Origin of the sequence: Streptomyces sp. NPDC059788 (genome assembly GCF_042732265.1) — a bacterium.
Lineage (GTDB): Bacteria > Actinomycetota > Actinomycetes > Streptomycetales > Streptomycetaceae > Streptomyces.
On record NZ_JBHWHY010000020.1, the window covers coordinates 107,219 to 128,004 of the forward strand.

The following is a 20,786-nucleotide window of genomic DNA, read 5'->3' on the forward strand; positions in this document are numbered from 1 at the left end:
GCTCAGCGCGGTGCCGCCGGTGGCCGCCGTCTGCGGGCTTCGTCGTTGTGCGGGCTCTCCCTGTCCGAGCCGCACAGTTCCGCCGACAGCTCGTCGACCAGCTCCGTGAGGTCGGTCGGCCGGTTCTCGGTCCACCAGTCCCCCAGCAGTTCGGCCAGTGACGCGCGGCGGGCGGCGGCCAGCCGCTCCGCGACCGCGCGGCCCCGGTCGGTGAGGACCAGCGGCAGCCCTTCCCGTACGGCCAGACCGCGTTCCTCGATCTGCCGGGTGGCCTCGGCGATCACCCGGAGCGGCACGATGCTGCGTTCGGAGAGCAGCGCCGGCTCCACCGAGCCGTAACGGTTGATGCGCAGCAGCATCCAGCTCGCCGCCGGTTTCAGGTCCAGCCCGGCCGCCTCGGTGATCCGCTCGTAGACCGCCTTGCGGCCCTCCAGGCTGCCCAGTTTGGACAGCGCGCGGCAGACCTCGTCGTACGAGGAACGGTGTACGGGGCTGGCGGAGAGCACCTCGGAGCTGTCGGGCGCGGTGACGCCGCGGCGCAGCGGCTCCTCGCGCAGGAACCAGGCCAGGACGAAGGCGATCAGGACGACCGGGACCGCGTACAGGAAGACGTCGGTGATGGAGTCCGAGTAGGCGTCGAGCACGCCGGAGGCGGCGTCGGGGGGCAGCTGCCCCACCGTCCGCGGGTCCTCGGCGATTTTGGACGGGTCCGTTCCGGGCGGCAGTTGCTTGCCCGCGAGGGCGTCGGCGATCCGTGGCCCCAGCTTGTCGGCGAAGATCGTACCGAAGATGGAGACGCCGAAGGAGGAGCCGATCGAGCGGAAGAAGGTGGCGCCGGAGGTGGCGACGCCGAGGTCCTGGTAGTCGACGGCGTTCTGCACGATCAGGACCAGGACCTGCATGACCAGGCCCAGTCCGAAGCCGAACACGAAGAAGTACAGGCTCATCACCGTGGTGCCGCTGGACGGGCCGAGCTGGTGCAGGAGCAGCAGGCCGACGGCGGTGACGGCGGTGCCGGCGACGGGGAAGACCTTGTAGCGCCCGGTGCGGCTGACGAGCTGCCCGGAGGCGGTCGAGGACAGCAGCATGCCGATGACCATCGGGAGCATGTGCACCCCGGACATGGTGGGCGACACGCCCTGCACCACCTGGAGGAAGGTCGGCAGGTAGGTCATCGAGCCGAACATCGCGAAGCCGATGACGAAGCCGATGACCGCGGTGAGAGTGAAGGAACGCAGGCGGAACAGACGCAGCGGGATGACCGGTTCGGCGGCCCGGCGCTCGACGGCGACGAACCCGGCCAGCAGCACCAGTCCCAGCACTCCGAGACCGATGATCTGCCAGGAGCCCCAGCCGTAACTGACGCCGCCGAGCGAGGTCATCAGGACGAAGCAGGCGGCGACCGCGGCGACGAGGACGGTGCCGGGATAGTCGATACGGTGCGGGGTGCGGCGGACCGGGATGTGCAGCACGGTGGCGATGACGGCCAGTGCGACGATGCCGATGGGCAGGTTGATGTAGAAGACCCAGCGCCAGCTGAGGTGGTCCACGAACAGGCCGCCGAGCAGCGGCCCCAGGACGCTCGTCGCGCCGAAGACCGCGCCGAACAGGCCCTGGTACCGGCCGCGGTCGCGGGGCGGCACGATGTCGCCGACGATCGCCATCGACAGCACGATCAGGCCGCCGCCGCCCAGGCCCTGCACCGCGCGGAACGCGATCAGCTGCGGCATGTTCTGCGCGATGCCGCACAGCGCAGACCCGATCAGGAAGATCACGACGGCGGTCTGGAACAGCCGCTTGCGCCCGTACTGGTCGCCGAGCTTGCCCCACAGCGGGGTCGCGGCGGTCGAGGCCAGCAGATACGCCGTGACCACCCAGGACAGGTGGTCCAGGCCGCCGAGATCGCTGACGATGGTGGGCAGCGCGGTGGCGACGATGGTCTGGTCGAGTGCCGCGATCAGCAGGCCGAGGAGCAGCGCGCCGATCGCGACGAGGACCGTCCGCCGGGACCGGCCCTCGCCGGGGACGGCCGGAGCGCCGGTGTCCTGCGCCATGAGCGTCTCTCTTCGTGCGGGTCTTCTCGTGCGGGTCTTCTCGTACGGGCTCTTCGTGCGGGCTTCACGTACGGGCGGGGGCGGGCTTGCTGCCATCCATCCTGATCGTTTCGGTTGGATACGGCCTGCCGAGATCGGATACCGCCGGGTGGGATCGGGTACGGCCCGCTGGGAGCCGTGGGGGCCGGTGGCTGCCGGGTGCTCCCTGTGCAGGAAGGGGCCAGATGGGGATAATCACTGCCCAATCGAGGGCTTCAGATCGAGGGCTTCAGGAGGGGGAACGCTCGTGACGGCTGAGACCTGCCCGTACTGCTCGGCGCCCGCGCGCGACGACGGCCGGACGAGGTGTCTGTGCGAGGCGGCCGGCGCGGAGGACTTCGATCCGTTGGGGGTACGCCCGTACGTGCGGCTGCCGGACGGGGCGGACCCGGCCGGGGCGGCGTCGGGCACGACGGCGGAGGTGATGCGGCCCGATCCGCGTCCCGCGCCGCGGTTCGGGTCCCGTACGGTGCCGCCGGCCGGGTCGCGGGCGGGGGCGCGTGCCGGGTCACGGGCGGGCCCGCACTCCGGGGCACGTACGGATTCGCACGCCGGTTCGCACGCCGGAGGGCGGGAGGAGGCGCAGGCCGGTTCGTGCGCCGGCTCGGATGCAGGACGGCACACCGACGGGCAGGCGGCGGCCGGGGCGGGTGCGAGTGCGGAGGGTGGCTCGGGTCCGGGCTCGGGCTCGGGCTCCGGGAGCGGCAGCGGCGCGGGGCTCAGGGGCGGTACGGAGAGCGCGGTCCGCGCCGGGGCCGGGTCCAGCGCCGAGCCCAGGGCGGATGCCGGGTCCAGGTCCGAGGCCGAGCACGGCGCGTACGCCTGCTCCCCGCGTCGCCGCAGGAAGCAGGCGGCCCTGGCCGCCATGGCGGTCTCCGCGGCGGCTCTGGCCGCGGGCGCGGTGCTGCTCAGCGGCGCGCTGCTGTCCGACACGGACCAGGACCGCGCCCTGCCGGACGATCACCGGCACATGCCCGGCGTCGCCCGGACACCGGGCAGCGGCGGCGACGGCCCCGGAGGCGGCGGTCCGGGCCGCCGCGCCGCGCCGCCGCCCCCCTCCTCCACGCCGACACCGCACCGGGCGACCAGGGCCCAGCCGCCGCCCGGCCCGGCCGCCACACCGCCCGCCTCGCCCGGCCCCTCCACGCCCGCGGGCACGGCCAAGGCCTCCGGGAGCATCACGAGCGCCCCGGAGAGCCGCCCGCCGAGCAGCCCGCCGGACGGGCCGCTCGTGCTGCGGGAGGGGGCCAGCGGGCCGGAGGTTCTGGAGTTGCAGCGGCGGCTGGAGCAGGTGGCCACGTACCCGGGCCCGGAGGACGGCCGCTTCAGCACCGCCGTACGCGAAGCCGTCGCCGCCTACCAGCGGTTCTACGGATTGCGCGAGGACCCGTCCGGCGTCTACGGGGTGCAGACCCGAAGGTCGCTGGAGGCCCGTACGGTCGAGCCGTGAGCCGGGGCGTGCGGGCCGGACCGTCGGGCACGGGCTCGGGCGCGTGGGCGGGCTGGGCGCGGGCGCGTGACCGGAGGGGCAGGCGCCGGGCGCGCGGCCAGGGCGGGCGCGGGCGCGTGACCGAGGTGGTTGCGGGCGCGTGGGGCGCCGGTGGCAGGCCGTCGGCCGAGGGGGCGGTTGGCCTCTCGCGGGGGCTCTTTGTATCGTGTAGGAACAAAGTGGTTCCGCCCGCACTCCCTGACCGGCGGGCGGAGCCGCTTGACTCTTTCCTCAGCGCCCAGGAGCCCGCCGATGCCGGCAACCATCACGCTCACCGCCCGTGCCCTGCTGCTGGACATGGACAGCACGATCGTGAACTCGGAGGCCGTGGTGGAGCGGTGCTGGCGCCGCTGGGCCGCCGAGCAGGGGCTCGACGCGGCCGAGGTGCTGAAGGTGGTGCACGGGCGGCAGGGCTGGGCCACGATGGCCGCGCTGCTCCCCGAGCGCCCGATGGAGCTCAACCACGAGGACAACCGGCGGATGCTGGCGCAGGAGACCGCCGACGTCGAGGGCGTCGTGCCGGTCCCGGGCGCGCCCGCCTTCATGGCCGCCCTCGCCCGGCTCCCGCACGCGCTGGTCACCTCCGCCGACCTCGCCCTGTCCGACGCCCGGATGGGTGCGGCCGGGCTGCCGATGCCGGCCGTACGGATCACCGCGGAGTCGGTGAACGCCAGCAAGCCGGATCCCGAGGGCTTCCTGAAGGGCGCGGCCGAGCTGGGGTACGCGCCCGAGGACTGCGTGGTCTTCGAGGACTCCGAAGCGGGCATCGAGGCCGGGCGCGCGGCGGGGATGCGCGTGGTCGGCGTCGGCGAGCGGGCCGGGGCCTTCGGCCCCGACGCCCATGTACGCGATCTGCACCAGGTACGGGTCGAGGCGCTCGCGGACGGGTCGATCGCGCTGCACATCGACGGCTGACCGGCACAGCCGACGGGCGCCCCAGCCTGCGGGGCCGGTTGGCGGAACGTTCCGCCAACCGAAGCCGCACCGCCCCGCCCGCCCCCGCCCGTACCACTCAGCCCGTACCGCTCAGCCCGTGATCGCCTCATACAGGCTGAACCCGGCCATCAGCACCATCACGCCCGCCGCGACCTTCGTGATCAGGTCCAGCGGCACGTACTTCATGAGGGTGCGCCCGCCGACGATGCCCAGTCCGGCGACGGCCCACAGGGCGAGCACCGCGCCGACGCCCACCGAGACCGGGTCGTCGTAGCGGGCGGCGAGGTTCGCGGTCATGATCTGGGTCAGATCGCCGAACTCGGCGACCAGGATCATCATGAAGCCCGCCCCGGAGACCTTCCAGAAGCTCTGGTCGGCGGGCTTCTTGACCTCTTCCTCTTCCTCGTCCTTCTTGAAGATCAGGACGACCGCGCCCGCGAGGAAGAGCACGCCGACGACCGCCTGCACGAGGCGGTGCGGCAGCAGGGACAGCACGCTGCCGGCGGCGATGGCGAGCGCGACATGGACGGCGAAGGCCGCGGCGACGCCGGCGAACACGTACGAAGCGCGGTAGCGGGTGCCGAGCACGAGGCCGGCCAGGGCGGTCTTGTCCGGCAGTTCGGCGAGGAACACGACGCCGAAGACGACGGCGGCGACGGTGAAACTGAACACGGGGTGTCTTACCTCGATCGGTCGGGCCGCACCGAGGGGCCCGGAAAAGGGGTCGCTTCGGCACGGCAGCGTCTCTTGCGCACACGTGCGTCTGCGCAAACACTGCGGCCGAAGGTCTCGCTGGCGCGGCAGGGACACCGGTCACCTGCCACGCTCCGGGCGCCGGCCCACCACGGGCGGCCTGTCACCTGGGCGGTGGCGGCCGACGGGCGGGCAGTATGTCGACGGTCCGGCGAAGAGCTACTCCCCTTCTGCTGTGGCCAAGGGTACGCGGTGCAGCCGCCCGCGGGCCACCAGCTCCAGCACCACCCCCACGGCCGCCGCCTGTACGGCGAGCAGCGCCACCAGGACGAACAGCTGCACCGCGCCCGCCTGAACGGGTGAGGCCCCGCCCAGCAGCATCCCCACGAAGGCGCCGGGAAGTGTGACGAGCCCCACGGTGCGGGTCTGGTCCAGGCCCGGCAGCAGCGCGTCGGACGCGGCCGGACGGGCCACCTCCATACGGGCCTCCCGGTCGAGCAGACCCAGCGCCAGCCCCGCCTCCACCTCGCCGCGCCGCGTCTCCAGCTCGCCGAGCGCGCGCCGCCCGCCGAGGACGGTGGCGGTGAGGGCGCCGCCAATGAGGATGCCCGCGACGGGGATGAGGGTGATGCCGCGCGGCGGCACCAGGCCGGTGAGCAGCAGGACGCCGACGACCGGCACGACTCCGGCGGCGAGCGGGGCGGCCGCCCACCACCAGGTGCGGTTCGGGGTGAGGCGGCGGCCGGCGGTCCGCACGGCGACCGTGAACATGAGTACGAGGAAACAGAGCAGCCAGGGCACGCCCCGTACGACCCAGCCGATGAGGAGGGAGACGGCGGCGAGCTGGAGGGCGGCGCGCAGGCCGGCGAGGGCGATGGCCCGCGCGTGGCCGAGGCGCGCGAGCGCGGCGACGGCCACGGCGGCGGCCAGCAGGACGGCGAGAACGGCCCCGAGGGCGGCGTTGACCGGCAGCAGCACGCGATCACTGTAGGGCGCGCGCGGCGGCGGGGCACCGGGTCCGGCGCGGGCGGGTACGGACCCGTTCACTCCGGCGGAGGCGGGTGTTCCGGAAGGGGCGCACGCGCCCGCGCGAGCCACGCGCCGGTGAGCCGGGTGCGGGTGACACCACGTCAACCCCTTGAACTGACGTGGGCATGTCGTCACTCTGTTACCTGGAGCCCGTCCGGTGGTAACCCCACGGCGCCACCATGGGCCCCGTCCCGAACCTCAACTTCCCCCCACTTACAGGGAGTTACGATGCCCAAGGTCTACGCGCGTCGCGTCTCGGTGGCCGCCGCGTCCGCCGCCGCACTCGCCTGCACGCTGGTTCTCGGCACCCAGAGCGCCCAGGCGGCGCCGCCCACCCCGCCGGACGCCGCCACGGCCCGTACCTACCTCGCCCAGATCAAGGAAGCCCCCCAGGGCTCGCAGGACGGCTACAGCCGCGACAAGTTCCCGCACTGGTCCGACCAGGGCAAGAACTGCAACACGCGCGAGGTCGTGCTCAAGCGGGACGGCGAGAACGTGAAGACCGACGGCAAGTGCGCCGCGACCAGCGGCACCTGGAAATCCGCGTACGACGACGGCGTGTGGTCCAAGGCGTCCGACGTGGACATCGACCACGTCGTACCGCTGTCCGAGGCGTGGAAGTCCGGCGCCTCGAAGTGGACGACCGAGCGCCGCCGGGAGCTGGCCAACGACCTCACCCACTCGCAGCTGATCGCCGTCACCGACAACGTGAATCAGGAGAAGGGCGACAAGGACCCGGCCAAGTGGCTGCCGCCGAAGACCTCGTACCACTGCACGTACGCGCGGATGTGGGTGTCGGTGAAGCACGAGTACGGGATGACGGCCGACTCGGCGGAGAAGGCGGCGCTGAAGAAGATCCTCGACCGCTGCTGAAGTACGCCGACGGGCCGCCTCGGAAGGCCGCCTTTCAGGACGGTCTGATCGCCTTTTGACCGAGTGGCGCAACCGTACGACCGGATGGCTCCGTCTTTCTCGCCGAGGAGGCCGGAGCTGTCCCGTCGCCCACGATCGGCTTCTATCCTCTGAGCACACACGGGCGGGCGCCCGCCCGTACGAGGGGAGGATCGCCGATGGCCGTGCTGCGCCTGGGGCCGCTGTTGCGGTACGTGGACGAGATCAGCGCGACGGTGTGGGTCGAGACCGACCGGCCCTGCGAGGTGCACGTCCGCTGCGAGAACGGCGCGGGCGGCGCCGAGCGCACGTGGCAGGTGGGCGGTCACCACTACGCGCTGGTGCCCGTCGCCGGGCTGACGCCGGACAGCGAGACCCCGTACCGGGTCCTGCTGGACGGCGAACAGGTCTGGCCGCTGCCCGGCAGCCGCTTCCCGGAGAGCGCGATCCGCACACCGGCGGCGCCCGGCGGCGACCCGGCCGGTCAGCGGCTGCGGGTGGCGTTCGGCTCCTGCCGCTGGGCGGCACCGCCCGCCGACGCGCACGACCCGGTCGGCCCGGACGCACTGGACACCCTCGCCGCCGCGCTCGCCGCCGATCCCGCGCGCCAACGCCCGGACGTACTGCTCCTGTTGGGCGACCAGGTGTACGCCGACCAGACCTCGGACGCGACCGCCCGGCTGCTCGCCGCCCGCCGTGACACCTCGGAGCCGCCCTGGCAACAGGTCGCGGACTACGAGGAGTACACCCACCTCTACGCCGAGTCCTGGCTCGACCCCGAGGTGCGCTGGCTGCTGTCCACCGTCCCCAGTTGCATGATCTTCGACGACCACGACGTCATAGACGACTGGAACACCTCCGCCGCCTGGCTGACCCGGATGCGCGCGACCTCCTGGTGGCGGGAACGGGTGCTGGGCGGCCTGATGTCCTACTGGGTGTACCAGCACCTGGGCAACCTCTCCCCCGCCGAACTGGAGAAGGACGAGCTGTACGCCCGGGTCCGCGCGCTGCCGGACGGCACGGACCTGGTGCGGGAGTTCGCCGCGGCCGCCGACGCCGACCCGGCCTGCGCGCGCTGGAGCTACCGCCGCGACTTCGGCCGCGTACGGCTGGTCATGGTCGACACCCGCGCCACCCGCGTCCTGGACGAGGGGAGCCGGGCGATGCTCGACCCGGCCGAGGCGCAGTGGCTGCGCGAGGAGGTGCTCGCCGACCACGGCTCGTACGACCACCTGCTGATCGGCAGTTCGCTGCCGTGGCTGCTGCCGAACCTGATCCACGACGCCGAGGGCTGGAACGCCGCACTGTGCGCCGGGGCGCGCGGCGCGCGCTGGGCGCGCCGGAGCGAGTCGCTGCGGCAGCGGGCCGACCTGGAGCACTGGGCGGCGTTCCCGGAGTCCTTCGCCGCGCTCACCGACCTGCTCGTCGAGGCCGGTTCGGGCGACGTGGCACCGGCGACGGTGTGCGTGCTGTCCGGCGACGTGCACCACGCGTACGTGGCCGAGCCGCACTGGTACGACGGCTCCGCGCCCGCCAGCCGCGTACTGCAGCTGACCTGCTCGCCCGTGCACAACAGCATCCCCGCCTCCATGCGGGCCGGTTTCCGCTTCGGGTGGAGCAGGATCGGCCGCCGGCTGGGGCACGCGCTGGCCCGGCATGCCCGCCTGGACCGGCCGTCGATCGGCTGGCGCCGCACGGGCGGCCCGTGGTTCGGGAACCAGCTGATGACCCTGACGCTTAACGGGCGCGCGGCGCGGCTGCGGCTGGATCAGGCACAGAGCGAGCAGGACGGCGGGGTGCGGCTGGCCTGCGCGTGGGACGAGACGCTGACGGGTGGCTGACGGGCCGTCGAGGGCCGTTGACGAGCGGTCGGTCGGGAAACGCCCCCAGCGGGTGGATTCGATGTCTTTTCGGACATGGATGCCGTCACCGGGGCGGCACTTCGGGCCATGACCGTTTTCGGCCAACGGCCGGATATGGCCAGATGTTGAACTTGCAAGTACCGTTTAGGCCTCCCTAACCTTTCATCTTGTCGGTTCCCGTCCCCGAAACCGCAGGAGTCCCTTCATGTCCGCTCACTCTCCGGTGACCGAGCTCACCGAACGAATCAAGCCGCACACGCTCTCCCTCTTCCGCATCGTCACCGGCCTGCTCTTCGCCTGCCATGGCGCGTCCTCGCTGTTCGGCATCCTGGGCGGAGCCATGGGCAAGGGCCTGACCGTGCCCGCGGGCAGCTGGCCCGGCTGGTACGCGGCCGTCATCCAGTTCGTCGGCGGCGTCCTGGTGATGCTCGGGCTCGGCACCCGCGTCGCGGCCCTGATCTGCTCCGGCTCCATGGCGTACGCGTACTTCTCCGTGCACGCGGGCGAGTCCCTGTGGCCGCTGCAGAACGGCGGCGAGCTGTCCGTGCTGTTCTGCTGGGCGTTCCTGCTGCTCGTCTTCACCGGACCCGGCACCTGGTCGCTGGACCGCCTGTTCTTCGGCGCGCGCCAGTCGGCCGAGGCCGGGACGGGCGCGCAGCGCGAGCCGAGCGCGGCCTGACGGCACAGCGGCGGCCGGACGGCTGCCACCCGGCGCGGCCGTACGGCTGCCGTCCGGCGACGAGCGGCGGCCTCCGGTATGCACCGGGGGCCGCCGCTCGTTCGCGCGGGCTCGCGGGCGCGACCGGCCGCCAGACGGTCCGTACGCCGGGGCCCGCACGCCGGGCCCGTACGCCGGACCACGCGCCGGGGCCGTACGCCGGGGCCGTACGCCGGGCCCACGCGCCGGGCCCGTACGCCTGCACCCGCGCCGTGGTCAGAAGATCTTCGAGAGCACGCCCGCCACGGCCTTGCCGGCTTCCTTCGACTGGTTGAACGGCACGGAGTAGCACGCCACCACCCGGCCGGCGGTCCCCGCGACCCCGGGCCCGGTCGCGGTCCGCCGCTCGTGGATCACCACGGACCGCGCCTCGCCGGAGCGGAAGCGCCAGGCGTGCCGGGACTCGGCGGCGCCCTCACCGCGCGCGTTGGTGGTGAAGTCCAGCCAGACCTCGTTCTTCGGATTGGCGTAGGCCGGGTCGACGGACGGCGTGCGCGGGTCCTTGCGGTGCTGGTAGTGCGGGCCCGAACTCTCCGGGCGGACGCCGCAGGTGCCGGTGTGGACGTGTGCCCCGTAGGCGCGGTTCGCCCGCAGGTCGGCCACCCGCAGGCCCACCCGGGTCGACGCGTGCCCGGCGCGCTCGCTGACCGTGACGCGGGAGTTCACCGGCACCAGCTTGGGGTCGTACGTCAGCGCGCTGCTCAGCATCGCGCCGTTCGGCCGCGTGAACTGCGCGGCGATCGTCACGGAGTACTCCTGCTCGGCCGTGTTCTTCGTGACCTTGTCGCCGTCCGCCGCCACGGCGGACGGGGCGAGCAGGAGCGTGCCCGCGGTGGCGAGGACGGCCGCGGTGGCGCCCGCCGTCCTGGCCGCCGCCCTCGCGCGCGCCGCGCCGCGCCCGGTCCGGTCCGCCGCCGTGGCCGCTTCCGCACCCGCTCCCGTTCCCGCGGCCGTTTGCGCCGCGCCGCCGGATGCCGTCGATGAGTCCCTCGACGTCTGCATGCATGTCTCCATTCGTGTGCCGCTCCGCTCCGGAGCACCCTGTCTACGCACTCACAAGGCACTTATTTCGGCACATAACATTCCCAATGACGCGCTCTTTTGCGCCACGGCCGGAGCAGACGGGTGACAGCGATGCCCGGGGCGGTTCCCAAAGGGGTGTGAAGCCGACAACACCGTGCGCCCCGGAACGTCACCGTGGGCACGTCAGGCGTACGCTGTATGGCGGTACAGCCGCCCCAGCCGCCGATGCGACGTCGCGGCAGGGGTTCGGAGCCGGGAGTAGGACGTTGTTGGAAAGCCTGGGGTCGTTGAGCGACACCCCTTGGGTCTACGCGATCGTCGGTCTCTCGGTACTCCTCGACGTCTTCGTGCCCATCCTGCCCAGCGGCGTCCTGGTGATCACCGCGGCCACCACGGCGGCGGGCACCCGCACCGCGGCCGGCGCGGTCGGCGTCTCCGGCTCCGTACACGGCGACGTCGACCTCGCCGAGATGCTCGCCCTGGTGCTGTGCGCCGCGACCGCCTCGGTGCTCGGCGACATGCTCGCCTACCGGCTCGCCTGGCGCGGCGGCGACCGCTTCGACCGCGCCATCGCCCGCTCCCGCCGCCTGACCGCGGCGCAGGAACGACTCGGCACGGCGCTGACGCGGGGCGGCGGCGGCATCGTCGTCCTGGCCCGCTTCGCGCCCGCCGGACGCTCGGTGGTCAGCCTGGGCGCGGGGGTCGCGCACCGCACCGTCCGGGAGTTCCTGCCGTGGTCCGCGCTGGCCGGGCTGGCCTGGGCCGCGTACGGGGTGAGCCTGGGCTATGTGGGCGGCCAGTGGCTGGGCGCGTCGTGGATCGGCGCCGCCGTGTCGGTGTTCGCGCTGTTCGCGGCCGGATCGGCGGCGGTGTTCCTGATGCGCAGGCCGGATCGCCGGGCGGCGGCGTTCTCGGCGGCGGGCGCGGACTGACCGTCGGTCACCGGCAGTGACCGCCGAGTACCGGCCACTAACCGGCCGACCGGATTCCGCCCTGCGGGTGACGGGCCGGGGAACGGGCGGAGCGTCCCGGCATCGGCGGGGAGCGGCTGCGGGCGGGAGAAATCCCGGGCGGATTGTCAGACCCCGGTGCCACCATGTGGACATGAACAACTGGCACTGCCGCCCCGAAACCCCCGAGGACGTTCCGGCCGTCCGCCGGGTCAATCTCGCCGCCTTCGAGACCTCCGGCGAGGCCGACCTCGTCGATGCGCTGCGGCGTGCTCCGGCCTGGCTGCCGGGCCTTTCGTACGTGGCCGAGCCCGTCGCGCGACAGGCCGGCGCTCCCGCGCCCCTCGCCGCCCACGCGCTGCTCACCCGCTGTCACATATCCGGCGCACCGGCCGTCGCGCTCGCGCCCTGCGCCGTACTGCCCGAGTACCAGAAGCAGGGCGCGGGCAGCGCCGTCATCCGCGCCCTGCTGGACGCGGCCCGGGAGGCCGGCGAGCGGACCGCCGTCGTGCTGGGTCACCCGCCGTACTACCCCAGGTTCGGCTTCGAGCCCGCCTCCCGCTTCGGCATCCTGCCGCCCCAGGAGTGGCCGGACGAGGCGTTCCTCGCCCTCTCCCTCGACGGCGGGACACCCCCGCGCGGCACGGTGCGCTATCCGGAGGCGTTCGGCATCGACTGAGGAGGGGATGGGGGCGGGCCGGGTGGCTCGGGCGGTGGGGGCGGCATTGGCGGGGCGGGGGGCTCGGGCGGTGCGGGTCGCTCAGGCAGTCCCGGTTGCTCGGGCGGCCCGGGCGTCTGAGCCGGGCCGGGCGTCTGAGCCGGGCCGGGTGGCTCAGACGGGCCGGGTGGCTCAGACGGGCCGGATCGCTCGGGCGGGCCGGTGGCTTAGGCGGGCCGGGCGCCTGTGCCGGTTCGGACGCCTGTGCCGGGCCGGGCGCCTCAGCCGGGCGTTACCGCTCTTCCGTGGCTCGCTCCGACTCCTCGGGGACGACCGCGACCGGGCACACCGCGTGCAGCAGCACGGCGTGGGCGACGGAGCCGAGCCGGCGCCCGACCGGCAGGCGCCTGCGGTGCCGGGCGACCACGACCAGGTCGCTGGCCCGGGACGCCTCGACGAGCTGTCCGGCCGCGTCCGCGTCCCGCAGCTCGACCGTCACGGCGACCTCGGGGTGCCGTTCGCGGTGCGGTGCGAGCGTCTGCGTCAGCTGCTGGGCCAGCGCCTTCTCGTACTCCTGCTGCGTGCCTTCATAGGCCGCCATGTATTCGAACGAGGCCGGGGTCAGCATCGGCCAGGTATAGCCGGAGACCACCTTCAGGCGCGCGTCGCGGCGGCTCGCCTCGGCGAAGGCGAAACCGATCGCGCCCGGCTCGTCCGAGGAGGCGTCGACGCCGAGCGTGACCTGCGCCGGGCCGGTGCGGACCACCTCGCCGTCCGGGCCGAGTTCGGCGCCGGCCCGGTCCGGGCGCGGTACGACCACGACGGGCCCCTCCGAATGCGCCGCGCACGCCATGCCGTTCGAGCCGAGCAGCAGGCTGGCGAAGCCGCCGCGCCCGCGCGAGCCGAGCACGAGCAGCTGCGCCTCGGCGCCGAGGGCGGGCAGCAGCGAGTCGGTGAGCCCGCTGAGGCTGCGGAATTCGATGCCCGGCAGGCCCGCCGTGTCGGCCTGCCCGTCCAGTGTCTTGCGCAGTTCGTCCAGGACCGGGTCCCCGATGCCGGATTCGGCCGCCGCGCGGCCCTCCGTGGTGACATACGGCCAGACGTGGACGACCTGGAGCGGCGCGGAGCGCAGCCGGGCCGCCTCGATCGCCCAGCGCAGCGCCCGTTCGCTGTCGGGGGATCCGTCCACCGCGACAATGACCGGCAGGGTGTCCATGTACGCCTCCATACAACCAACAGCGTGTGCTATGCCCAACTATTTCCATACTCCTACCCCGCGCGGTCCGGGCGACAGGGGACGAAGGTCCCTCCCCGGCACGGAGTAGAGTCGAACGTCACTTCTCAGCCCCTTACCTGGGACGCAATGAACACACTTCCCGCCCCGCAGGCCGTCGCGTGGACGGAGGCCGGCGCGGACCGCTCCGCGCGCTGGCGTTCCGAGAGCGGCACCCCGCCGCCCCGCCGGATCGTCGTCGCGGACGACCGTACGAAGGCCGACGACGCCTACAAGCTCGCCTGCGAGGGCACCGCGTTGTTGTGGCGCGGCGACTTCCACAACGCGCGCCAGCTGCTGACGGCACTGGCCCGCCGGATGGACCGCCGTCCGCGCAAGCGGCCGCCGGCCGACCCCACCCAGGCGTTCCACCTGCACCGCGCCGCGCAGAACCAGCGCTCCCGCATCCTGGGGATGCTGCTGGTGTCCCTGGACCCGGGTTACGGTCTCGCGCTGCGCCGCGCGCCCGACGTCCGGGAGGCGTGCGTCCAGGCGTACGGCCCGGACGTCACCGCAACACCCGCCGGTGAGGCCGAAGACGCCGCGGCGGACGACGCGGGCGCGACGGGGGCCGCGGGGGCCGAGAGGACCCCGGTGGCCGGGGACTCCCAGGGCTCCGAGGCGCACGCCGGCCTGCCGCTGATCGTTTCGCTGCGGGAGCTGCTGGGCGTGATCGGCGCGTACGAATGGCGCAGAAACGGTGTCCGCATACCGGCGCTCGACGGCGACCGCGTCCATCCGTACTACGGCGTCTTCTCGCCCGTCCGCGGCGAATACGTGGACCTGGTGGCCCGCGCGCCACTGCCCTCCGCCCCGGGCCCGGCGTTCGACATCGGCACCGGCACCGGCGTCCTGGCCGCGGTGCTGGCCCGGCGGGGCGTGTCCCGCGTCGTGGCCACCGACCAGGACCCGAGGGCCCTGGCCTGCGCGCGGGAGAACACCGAACGGCTCGGTGTCGCGGACCGCGTGGAGGTCGTGGCCGCCGACCTGTACCCGGCCGGGCGCGCGTCGCTGATCGTCTGCAACCCGCCGTGGGTCCCCGCCAAGCCCACCTCCCCCGTCGAGTACGCCGTCTACGACCCGGGCAGCCGGATGCTCCGCGGCTTCCTGGACGGCCTGGCCGCGCACCTCGAACCGGGCGGCGAGGGCTGGCTCATCCTGTCCGACCTCGCCGAACACCTCGGGCTGCGCTCCCGCGCCGAGCTGACCGCCGCCTTCGACGCGGCGGGCCTGACGGTGCTGGACCGCCTGGACATCCGGCCCCGGCACGCCCGCTCCCGCGACGCCGACGACCCCCTGCACGCGGCCCGCGCCGCCGAGGTCACCTCACTGTGGCGACTGGGCCCGGCCGGGCCCGCCGACGGAAGCCCGGAGGCCCCAGAGACCCCGTAGCCCGGAGGCCCCAGAGACCCCGTAGGAAGAAGAATGGGAGAAGTGGGAGAAGCAGGAATCGCCGCCATGGAACCGCAGCACCTCACCGCACGCGCCCGGCGGCTCGCCGCCGGCGCCACCCCGGCCCGCCGCCGGCTCCTCGGCATCGCGGGGCCGCCCGGAGCGGGCAAGTCCACCCTGGCCGCCCACCTGGTGTCCGAGCTGGCCGGGTCGGCGGTGCTCGTCCCCATGGACGGCTTCCACCTCGCCGAGGCGGAGTTGCGCCGTCTGGGGCGCACGGACCGCAAGGGCGCCCCGGACACCTTCGACGCGGCCGGGTACGCGGCCCTGCTCGGCCGCCTGCGCTCCCCCGCGCCGGACACCGTCGTCTACGCCCCCGCCTTCGACCGCCGCATCGAGGAGCCGGTGGCCGGCAGCGTTCCGGTGGCGCCCGACGTGCCGCTCGTCGTGACCGAAGGCAACTACCTGCTGCTCGACGACCCGTCGTGGGCGCGGGCCAGGGCCTGCCTCGACGAGATCTGGTACGTGGACCTGGACGACGCGGAGCGGGTGCGGCGCCTGGTGGACCGGCACGAGCGCTTCGGCAAGCCGCGAGAGCGCGCCGAACGGTTCGTGCGCACCTCGGACGAGGCCAACGCGCGTCTGGTGGCGGCCGGACGGGAGCGCGCCGATCTGGTCGTCAGGTTCGCGGCCGACAGGGCACCGGGGCCGTACGACGAGAGCGGCTGAGCCCGAGGGGGGCGGGACTGGGGGCGCGGAACCGGAGGGCGCGGCCAGGAGGGCGCGGCCAGGAGGCGGAGCCGGTGCGCGAGGGCGCGAGGCGCGGAGCCTGGGACGCGGAGCCGGCGGGCTTGGAACCGGCGGCCGGTGTGCCCCTTGGCGTCCGGCCCTGGCCCCGGGCCCGTCACCGCCCCCGCTCGTAGACCTCTATGCGGCGGCCGACGGCGTCCGTCCGGCCGGTGAGCGTGAAGTGCCGACCGAGGACGCGGAGTTTCTCGGCCTCGCGTACGGCGGCGGGCGCGGCGCGGCGGGTGTCGGTGACGACCACGATGCGGGACTCGGCCAGCATGGCCGTCCGTATCTGCTCGGGGCCGCCCTCGACACCCTTGATCGTGCCGGAGGCCGCCGGCCCCACGGCCAGCGCGAGGTCGTCCAGGCCGGTGAAGGCCGACGGCGTCACCAGCGCCGTGTCGCGCCGCGCGGCCGGTATGAACAGCACGCCGTCGCCCGGGTGCGCGGCCGCCGTCACCCGGTCCGCCGCCCGCAGCACGTCGTCCGCCCGGCTCGTCGGCTCGCGCAAACCGGTCTCCACGGGCAGCAGCGCCACGAAGGCGAGCGCCGCTACCCCCGCGAGCAGCACCCCCGTACGGACCGGGAGGGCCCGGACGGCAGCGGCGACGCCGACGCCCAGCAGCAGGGCGAAGCCGATGTTCGTGTAGAGGACGTAGCGGTCGAGGTAGAGGGGCTCCACAAGGACGGAGGCCAGCAGCAGGCCGCACTGCGGCACGATGAGCAACGGCAGTCCGACAGAGGCCGGTGACACGGCCGCGCGCCCACGGCCGGGGTACGGGACCCGGGCGCACACGAGCGCGACGAGCACCAGGGCGGCGATGCCCAGCAGCGTGGAGACGGCGACGGGCTTGATCCACGACACCTGGCCCGACTGGGCGCGGCTGGCCTCGATGAGCGGCAGCGCGCCCGCCAGCACCACTGCCGCGGACACCGCCCACGGCACCACCGGCGGACGTCCGCCGCGGCGGCGGGCGACGAGCAGCGTGACGGCGTGTGCGGGCAGGACGAACAGCGAGAACCAGTTCAGCAGGGCCGTGATCAGCATGACCGCGGCGTAGCCCGCCCAGCGCGGCCACCGGCGTCGCGTGGTGGCCGTCGCACCGTCCGCGGCGCTCACCAGGAGCCAGGTGGCCACCGCCGCACCGGCCGTGACCAGCGCGTACGCCCGCCCCTCCTGGGCGTAGTGCTGGATGTTGGGGATCAGCGCGAGCACCAGACCGGCGGCGAGTCCGGCCCAGGGGCCGGCGAGGCGGCGGCCGGCCGCGGCGGTGGCGGCAGCGGCCGCGGCGACGGCCAGGACGGACGGCATCCGCAGCACGGCCGGGCCCGTACCGAAGACCTCGAACACGCCGTGCATCAGCAGGTAGTAGAGGCCGTGCACGACGTCCACCTGGCCGAGCATGTCCCAGATCTCCGCCACCGAACGCTGCCCGACCTGCCAGGTCACGGCCTCGTCCCGCCACAGGCTGTCGCCCCGTCGGATGCCCCACAGGCCGAGCGCCAGCGCCGGCAGCGCGGGCAGCACCGGGACGGCGAGCCGCGCGAGGGGGGCGGGGGCGCCGCGCCGGGCGCGACGGGCAGCGGCCGGTGCGGCGGGAGCGGCGGAGGCGGCTTCGACGGACATGACGAGAACTCTACACTGCACGTATACATTGAATGTATACACCCCGTGAGCAGTTCACTGCCTGGCCGACTCCGCAGGTCAGCAGGGTGCCACCCCACCCGTACGAACGGAGCCCCCGGCGCAGTGCTCGACCAGACGACAGCTCAGGCAGCCACCGACCGAGCCGCCGCGCAAGCCGCCGCTCCCATCCCCACTCGCGTTCCCGTCACCACTCGCGTCCCCGTCCCCACTCGCGCCCGCACCCCCACTCGCGCCCGCGCGGCGCTTCCGCCGCTGCTCGCCGTCTGGTTCCTCTCGCGGCTCTGGCTGGTGCCGGCGGCACTGAAGATCAGCCCGTTCGTGGGCGGCGGTGGCCTCGACCCGTCCGTGAGCAAGGTCTACACCGGCTGGTACGCGGTCCTGAGCGGCGGCAGCTTCCCACTGCACGACGTGAGCTGGCAGTACCCGCCCGGCGCGGCCCTGCCGATCCTGGCCCCCGGTCTCGTCCCCGGCCTCGGCTTCGGCCACGCCTTCATCGCACTGGCCGCCCTGTGCGACGCCGCGATCTTCGCGCTGCTGGTGTGGGCGGCGCGGCGGCGCGGCCGTTCCCTCGCCGCACCCTGGCTGTGGACCGTGGGCCTGGCCGTACTCAGCACCATGCCGTGGAACCGGTTCGACCTGCACGTGACCGCTCTCGCGATGCTCGCCCTGACGGCCGCGTCCGCGCGGCGCGCGTGGGCCGACCGGGCCTTCGGCGCCGTGACGGCGGTCGCCGCCGTCATCAAGGTCTGGCCCGCGCTGCTGCTCGCCGGTACGTCGCGGGGCCGCCGCACCCGTACGGCGTGGACGGCCGCCGCCGTCACCGGCGCCGCCGTGACCGCCGGGTTCGCGCTCGCCATGCCGAACGCGCTCTCCTTCCTGTCCGCCCAGGAGTCCCGCGGCATCCAGATCGAGTCGGTCGGCTCCCTGCCGTTCCACCTCGCCCGGCACCTCGGCTGGACCGGCACATGGGCGGCGAAGGACGGCTCGCACGAGTTCGTCGGCCCATGGGTGAACGGGGTCAGCCTCGCCATGCAGGCGTCGACCGTGGCGACCTTCGGGTGGCTGCTGTGGTGGCGGCGCCGTTCGGACCGCACCGCAGCCCGGGTCCTGCCGGACGCCGCACTGACCGCCACGCTGTTGTTCGTGGTCACCAGCCGGGTGATCAGCCCGCAGTACATGGTCTGGCTGCTCGGGCTGGCGGCGGTCTGCCTGCTGCGCGGCGACACCACCCAGCGCCCGGTCGCCCTGCTGCTCCTCGCGGCCTGCGTCTTCACGACGCTGGACTTCCCGCTCCTGTACCGCGGGCTGCGGGACGACGCGTCCTGGCTGTCCATCGCCAACCTGTACGCGCGCAACCTGCTGCTGCTCGCCGCGGCCTGGCTCTCGGCCCGCCGCCTGTGGCGCGGGACCGTACCCGTACGCCGCGCCTCCCGATCCGCGGCCCGTCCCGAGTGCGGCGGACGATCCTGAGCCCGGCTCTCGGGAACTTCAGCCCGCCCCCATCCGTACATTCCTCGGATTACACGGATTCGACGGACTCAACGGATTCGACGGACTCGACGGGCTGGGCGGATTCCACGTTCGACGGGTTCGACGGGCTCGGCGCATTCGGCATGTTCACCGCATTCGGCATCGGCGATCAGCCATCGGTGTCGCGTGCGGACGGCCGTAACTGCCCGGCACGTGCCGTGACTTCCGTAACGACACCGTCGATGTCATGATGACACCATGAGTGTCACAGAAGGCGGCGCGGACTCCGCCGAGCACCTCGCGTACGAGGTGATCCGCCGCCTGTGGCCGCTGCACCGGACGGTCGTGCGCGCCATGGAACGGGAACTGGCGGGTACGGGCCTGACGGCCGGTCAGCACGCACTGCTCGACGCCCTGCGCACGCAGGGCCCACGGGCCGTGCCGGAACTGGCCCGCACCCTGGAACTGGACCGGCAGCCCGTACAGCGCTGGGTGAACCACGCGGCGGAACTGGGCCTCGTGGAGCCCGCCCCCAATCCGGCGCACCGGCGCTCTCCCCTGATCCGGCTGACGCCCGAGGGCTCCGAGGTCATGAACTCCCTCCGGCGGTCGGAGGCGGCCGGGCTGCGGCGTGTGCTGGCCGGGGTGCCGGCCGCCGAGGTGGCCACCACCCTGCGCGTACTGGACCGTCTGGGCGAGGAGTTCCGCGCACTGGCCCAGGACGAGCCGACGTCCCCGGCCCCGGCCCCGCCGGAGACAAGCCGAACGCCCCAGACACCCCGGGAACCGCAGACACCGTCACCACCCCAGAAGCCCCGGGCGGCCAGAGCCCCTCGGACGCCCAAGGCCCCCCGGGCCCCCCGAGAACCCCACCCCACCCCAGCACCCCACACAGGACGGCACGGAGCATGACGACCCAAGGCATCGAAGAAACCCCAGGGTTCCAGGAGACCCACGGGTTTCATGAGACGCAGGAAGCCCATGGGGCCCAAGAGCCCCAGGACCTCGGTGCCTGGCCCGAGACGGAGGTCGAGAACGACACGGTCCCGGTCGAGAACGGCGAGCTGTTCTACGAGGCGGCCGGCGCCGGCACCGAAGGCGACCCCGCGGTGGTACTGCTGCACGGCGGGATGCTCGACCAGCGCATGTGGGACGAACAGTTCGCCTGGCTCACCCGCTCCGGCCTGCGCACGGTCCGCTACGACGCGCGCGGCCACGGCCTGTCCTCCACCGTCGACGGCGACTACGCCAACCACGAGGACCTGCGCACCCTCCTCGACCACCTCGGCATAGCGAGCGCCATCCTCGTCGGCCTCTCACACGGCGCCCGCATCGCCCTGGACATGGCGCTCGCCCACCCGGACCGCGTCTTCGCGCTGGCCCTGGCGTCGCCCGGGGTGAGCGGCCGGGCCTTCACCGACCCGTTCATCCTGGAACACATCAAGGAACAGGTCGCCGCCATCGAGGACGAGGAGGACCGCACGGAGGACTACATCGAGCACTTCCTGCGCATGTGGGTGGACGGACCGCACCGTGACCCCGCCGCCGTGGACCCGGGCCTGCGCGAGCGGATGCGGGCGTCGGCGGACGCCAACGTGGTGGTGCACGCGGGGGGTATGGGCGCCGGTATGCCGATCGAGGTCGGCGCGTACGAACGGCTGGCGGAGATCCGCGTACCGACCCTCGTCCTGGACGGCGACCTGGACAGCTCCGACATCTCCGCCAACGCACACGCCATCACCCTCGCCGTGCCCGGCGCCCAGCGGGTCCGCATTCCGGGCGCGGGCCACATGGTGAACCTGGAGAACACCGGCCACTTCGACCACGCCCTGCACGGGTTCCTCTCGGGCCTCCCGTACTGAGTCCCCACAC

At 73.8% G+C, this 20,786-nt stretch carries 18 protein-coding genes; 12 read left to right on the forward strand and 6 right to left on the reverse strand.

Going from position 1 to position 20,786, the window contains the following annotated elements; translation table 11 throughout:
- Positions 1-2: 2 nt before the first annotated feature.
- Positions 3-2,054: an MDR family MFS transporter gene (locus ACFV57_RS19345; protein ID WP_385233289.1), complete on the reverse strand. Its 2,052-nt coding sequence runs from the start codon at positions 2,052-2,054 to the stop codon at positions 3-5.
- Between the two features lie 286 nt (positions 2,055-2,340).
- Between ACFV57_RS19345 and ACFV57_RS19350 the strand changes: the two genes are divergently transcribed.
- Both ACFV57_RS19350 and ACFV57_RS19355 read left to right on the forward strand, forming a co-directional pair.
- Positions 2,341-3,543, forward strand: a complete 1,203-nt coding sequence (locus ACFV57_RS19350) for a peptidoglycan-binding protein (protein ID WP_385233292.1) — start codon at positions 2,341-2,343, stop codon at positions 3,541-3,543.
- Positions 3,544-3,834: 291 nt separating this feature from the next.
- On the forward strand, positions 3,835-4,497 hold the full coding sequence (locus ACFV57_RS19355) for an HAD-IA family hydrolase (RefSeq protein WP_385233295.1): 663 nt from the start codon (positions 3,835-3,837) through the stop codon (positions 4,495-4,497).
- A gap of 111 nt (positions 4,498-4,608) precedes the next feature.
- Here ACFV57_RS19355 and ACFV57_RS19360 read toward each other — a convergent pair whose 3' ends face one another.
- Positions 4,609-5,190 carry a TMEM165/GDT1 family protein gene (locus tag ACFV57_RS19360; RefSeq protein WP_385233298.1) on the reverse strand — a complete coding sequence of 194 codons (582 nt, stop codon included), beginning with the start codon at positions 5,188-5,190 and terminating at the stop codon, positions 4,609-4,611.
- Between the two features lie 240 nt (positions 5,191-5,430).
- Entirely contained in the window at positions 5,431-6,189 is a 759-nt protein-coding gene (locus tag ACFV57_RS19365; protein WP_385233301.1) for an ABC transporter permease, read from the reverse strand.
- 279 nt (positions 6,190-6,468) lie between these two features.
- On the opposite strand from ACFV57_RS19365, the gene ACFV57_RS19370 reads away from it, so the two are divergent.
- The 3 genes from ACFV57_RS19370 (at position 6,469) to ACFV57_RS19380 (ending at position 9,672) form a co-directional block, all read left to right on the forward strand.
- Positions 6,469-7,113, forward strand: coding sequence for an HNH endonuclease family protein (locus ACFV57_RS19370; RefSeq protein WP_385233304.1), 645 nt, complete (start codon positions 6,469-6,471; stop codon positions 7,111-7,113).
- Positions 7,114-7,310: 197 nt separating this feature from the next.
- Positions 7,311-8,972, forward strand: a complete 1,662-nt coding sequence (locus ACFV57_RS19375) for an alkaline phosphatase D family protein (protein WP_385233307.1) — start codon at positions 7,311-7,313, stop codon at positions 8,970-8,972.
- 226 nt (positions 8,973-9,198) lie between these two features.
- The gene (locus tag ACFV57_RS19380) at positions 9,199-9,672 is read left to right on the forward strand and encodes a DoxX family protein (RefSeq protein ID WP_385233310.1); all 474 of its coding nucleotides are present in this window, start codon (positions 9,199-9,201) and stop codon (positions 9,670-9,672) included.
- A 255-nt stretch (positions 9,673-9,927) separates the two neighbouring features.
- Here the strand turns inward: ACFV57_RS19380 and ACFV57_RS19385 are convergent, their stop codons facing one another.
- A complete protein-coding gene (locus tag ACFV57_RS19385) occupies positions 9,928-10,713 on the reverse strand; it encodes a superoxide dismutase family protein (RefSeq protein WP_385233313.1) in 786 nt (261 codons plus the stop codon).
- A 287-nt stretch (positions 10,714-11,000) separates the two neighbouring features.
- Between ACFV57_RS19385 and ACFV57_RS19390 the strand changes: the two genes are divergently transcribed.
- Together ACFV57_RS19390 and ACFV57_RS19395 are read left to right on the forward strand one after the other, a co-directional pair.
- Positions 11,001-11,666 carry a DedA family protein gene (locus ACFV57_RS19390; protein ID WP_385233316.1) on the forward strand — a complete coding sequence of 222 codons (666 nt, stop codon included), beginning with the start codon at positions 11,001-11,003 and terminating at the stop codon, positions 11,664-11,666.
- A 172-nt stretch (positions 11,667-11,838) separates the two neighbouring features.
- Entirely contained in the window at positions 11,839-12,363 is a 525-nt protein-coding gene (locus ACFV57_RS19395) for a GNAT family N-acetyltransferase (protein WP_385233318.1), read from the forward strand.
- A 271-nt stretch (positions 12,364-12,634) separates the two neighbouring features.
- Here ACFV57_RS19395 and ACFV57_RS19400 read toward each other — a convergent pair whose 3' ends face one another.
- Positions 12,635-13,558 carry a universal stress protein gene (locus tag ACFV57_RS19400; protein WP_385233321.1) on the reverse strand — a complete coding sequence of 308 codons (924 nt, stop codon included), beginning with the start codon at positions 13,556-13,558 and terminating at the stop codon, positions 12,635-12,637.
- 147 nt (positions 13,559-13,705) lie between these two features.
- On the opposite strand from ACFV57_RS19400, the gene ACFV57_RS19405 reads away from it, so the two are divergent.
- The gene (locus ACFV57_RS19405) at positions 13,706-15,007 is read left to right on the forward strand and encodes a methyltransferase (RefSeq protein ID WP_385233325.1); all 1,302 of its coding nucleotides are present in this window, start codon (positions 13,706-13,708) and stop codon (positions 15,005-15,007) included.
- Positions 15,008-15,073: 66 nt separating this feature from the next.
- Positions 15,074-15,736 (forward strand): nucleoside/nucleotide kinase family protein, encoded by a 663-nt coding sequence (locus ACFV57_RS19410; RefSeq protein WP_385233432.1) that lies wholly within the window; start codon positions 15,074-15,076, stop codon positions 15,734-15,736.
- Between the two features lie 175 nt (positions 15,737-15,911).
- Here the strand turns inward: ACFV57_RS19410 and ACFV57_RS19415 are convergent, their stop codons facing one another.
- Positions 15,912-17,423 carry a glycosyltransferase family 39 protein gene (locus ACFV57_RS19415; protein ID WP_385233328.1) on the reverse strand — a complete coding sequence of 504 codons (1,512 nt, stop codon included), beginning with the start codon at positions 17,421-17,423 and terminating at the stop codon, positions 15,912-15,914.
- A gap of 123 nt (positions 17,424-17,546) precedes the next feature.
- Between ACFV57_RS19415 and ACFV57_RS19420 the strand changes: the two genes are divergently transcribed.
- The 3 genes from ACFV57_RS19420 to ACFV57_RS19430 all read left to right on the forward strand — a co-directional run bounded on the left by ACFV57_RS19420 (position 17,547) and on the right by ACFV57_RS19430 (position 20,776).
- Complete coding sequence (locus ACFV57_RS19420) at positions 17,547-18,914, forward strand: glycosyltransferase 87 family protein (RefSeq protein ID WP_385233331.1); 1,368 nt, start codon at positions 17,547-17,549, stop codon at positions 18,912-18,914.
- 258 nt (positions 18,915-19,172) lie between these two features.
- The gene (locus tag ACFV57_RS19425; protein WP_385233334.1) at positions 19,173-19,826 is read left to right on the forward strand and encodes a MarR family transcriptional regulator; all 654 of its coding nucleotides are present in this window, start codon (positions 19,173-19,175) and stop codon (positions 19,824-19,826) included.
- On the forward strand, positions 19,823-20,776 hold the full coding sequence (locus ACFV57_RS19430; protein WP_385233337.1) for an alpha/beta fold hydrolase: 954 nt from the start codon (positions 19,823-19,825) through the stop codon (positions 20,774-20,776). The genes ACFV57_RS19425 and ACFV57_RS19430 overlap by 4 nt, the downstream gene beginning before the upstream one ends.
- Positions 20,777-20,786: the final 10 nt, after the last annotated feature.

Coding starts and splice junctions, on each gene's coding strand:
- ACFV57_RS19355 (WP_385233295.1), top strand. CDS start 3,835: ATGCCGGCAACCATCACGCTCACCGCCCGTGCCCTGCTGCTGGACATG.
- ACFV57_RS19345 (WP_385233289.1), bottom strand. CDS start 2,054: ATGGCGCAGGACACCGGCGCTCCGGCCGTCCCCGGCGAGGGCCGGTCC.
- ACFV57_RS19425 (WP_385233334.1), top strand. CDS start 19,173: ATGAGTGTCACAGAAGGCGGCGCGGACTCCGCCGAGCACCTCGCGTAC.
- ACFV57_RS19395 (WP_385233318.1), top strand. CDS start 11,839: ATGAACAACTGGCACTGCCGCCCCGAAACCCCCGAGGACGTTCCGGCC.
- ACFV57_RS19410 (WP_385233432.1), top strand. CDS start 15,074: ATGGAACCGCAGCACCTCACCGCACGCGCCCGGCGGCTCGCCGCCGGC.
- ACFV57_RS19415 (WP_385233328.1), bottom strand. CDS start 17,423: ATGTCCGTCGAAGCCGCCTCCGCCGCTCCCGCCGCACCGGCCGCTGCC.
- ACFV57_RS19380 (WP_385233310.1), top strand. CDS start 9,199: ATGTCCGCTCACTCTCCGGTGACCGAGCTCACCGAACGAATCAAGCCG.
- ACFV57_RS19430 (WP_385233337.1), top strand. CDS start 19,823: ATGACGACCCAAGGCATCGAAGAAACCCCAGGGTTCCAGGAGACCCAC.
- ACFV57_RS19370 (WP_385233304.1), top strand. CDS start 6,469: ATGCCCAAGGTCTACGCGCGTCGCGTCTCGGTGGCCGCCGCGTCCGCC.
- ACFV57_RS19405 (WP_385233325.1), top strand. CDS start 13,706: ATGAACACACTTCCCGCCCCGCAGGCCGTCGCGTGGACGGAGGCCGGC.
- ACFV57_RS19400 (WP_385233321.1), bottom strand. CDS start 13,558: ATGGACACCCTGCCGGTCATTGTCGCGGTGGACGGATCCCCCGACAGC.
- ACFV57_RS19375 (WP_385233307.1), top strand. CDS start 7,311: ATGGCCGTGCTGCGCCTGGGGCCGCTGTTGCGGTACGTGGACGAGATC.
- ACFV57_RS19385 (WP_385233313.1), bottom strand. CDS start 10,713: ATGCAGACGTCGAGGGACTCATCGACGGCATCCGGCGGCGCGGCGCAA.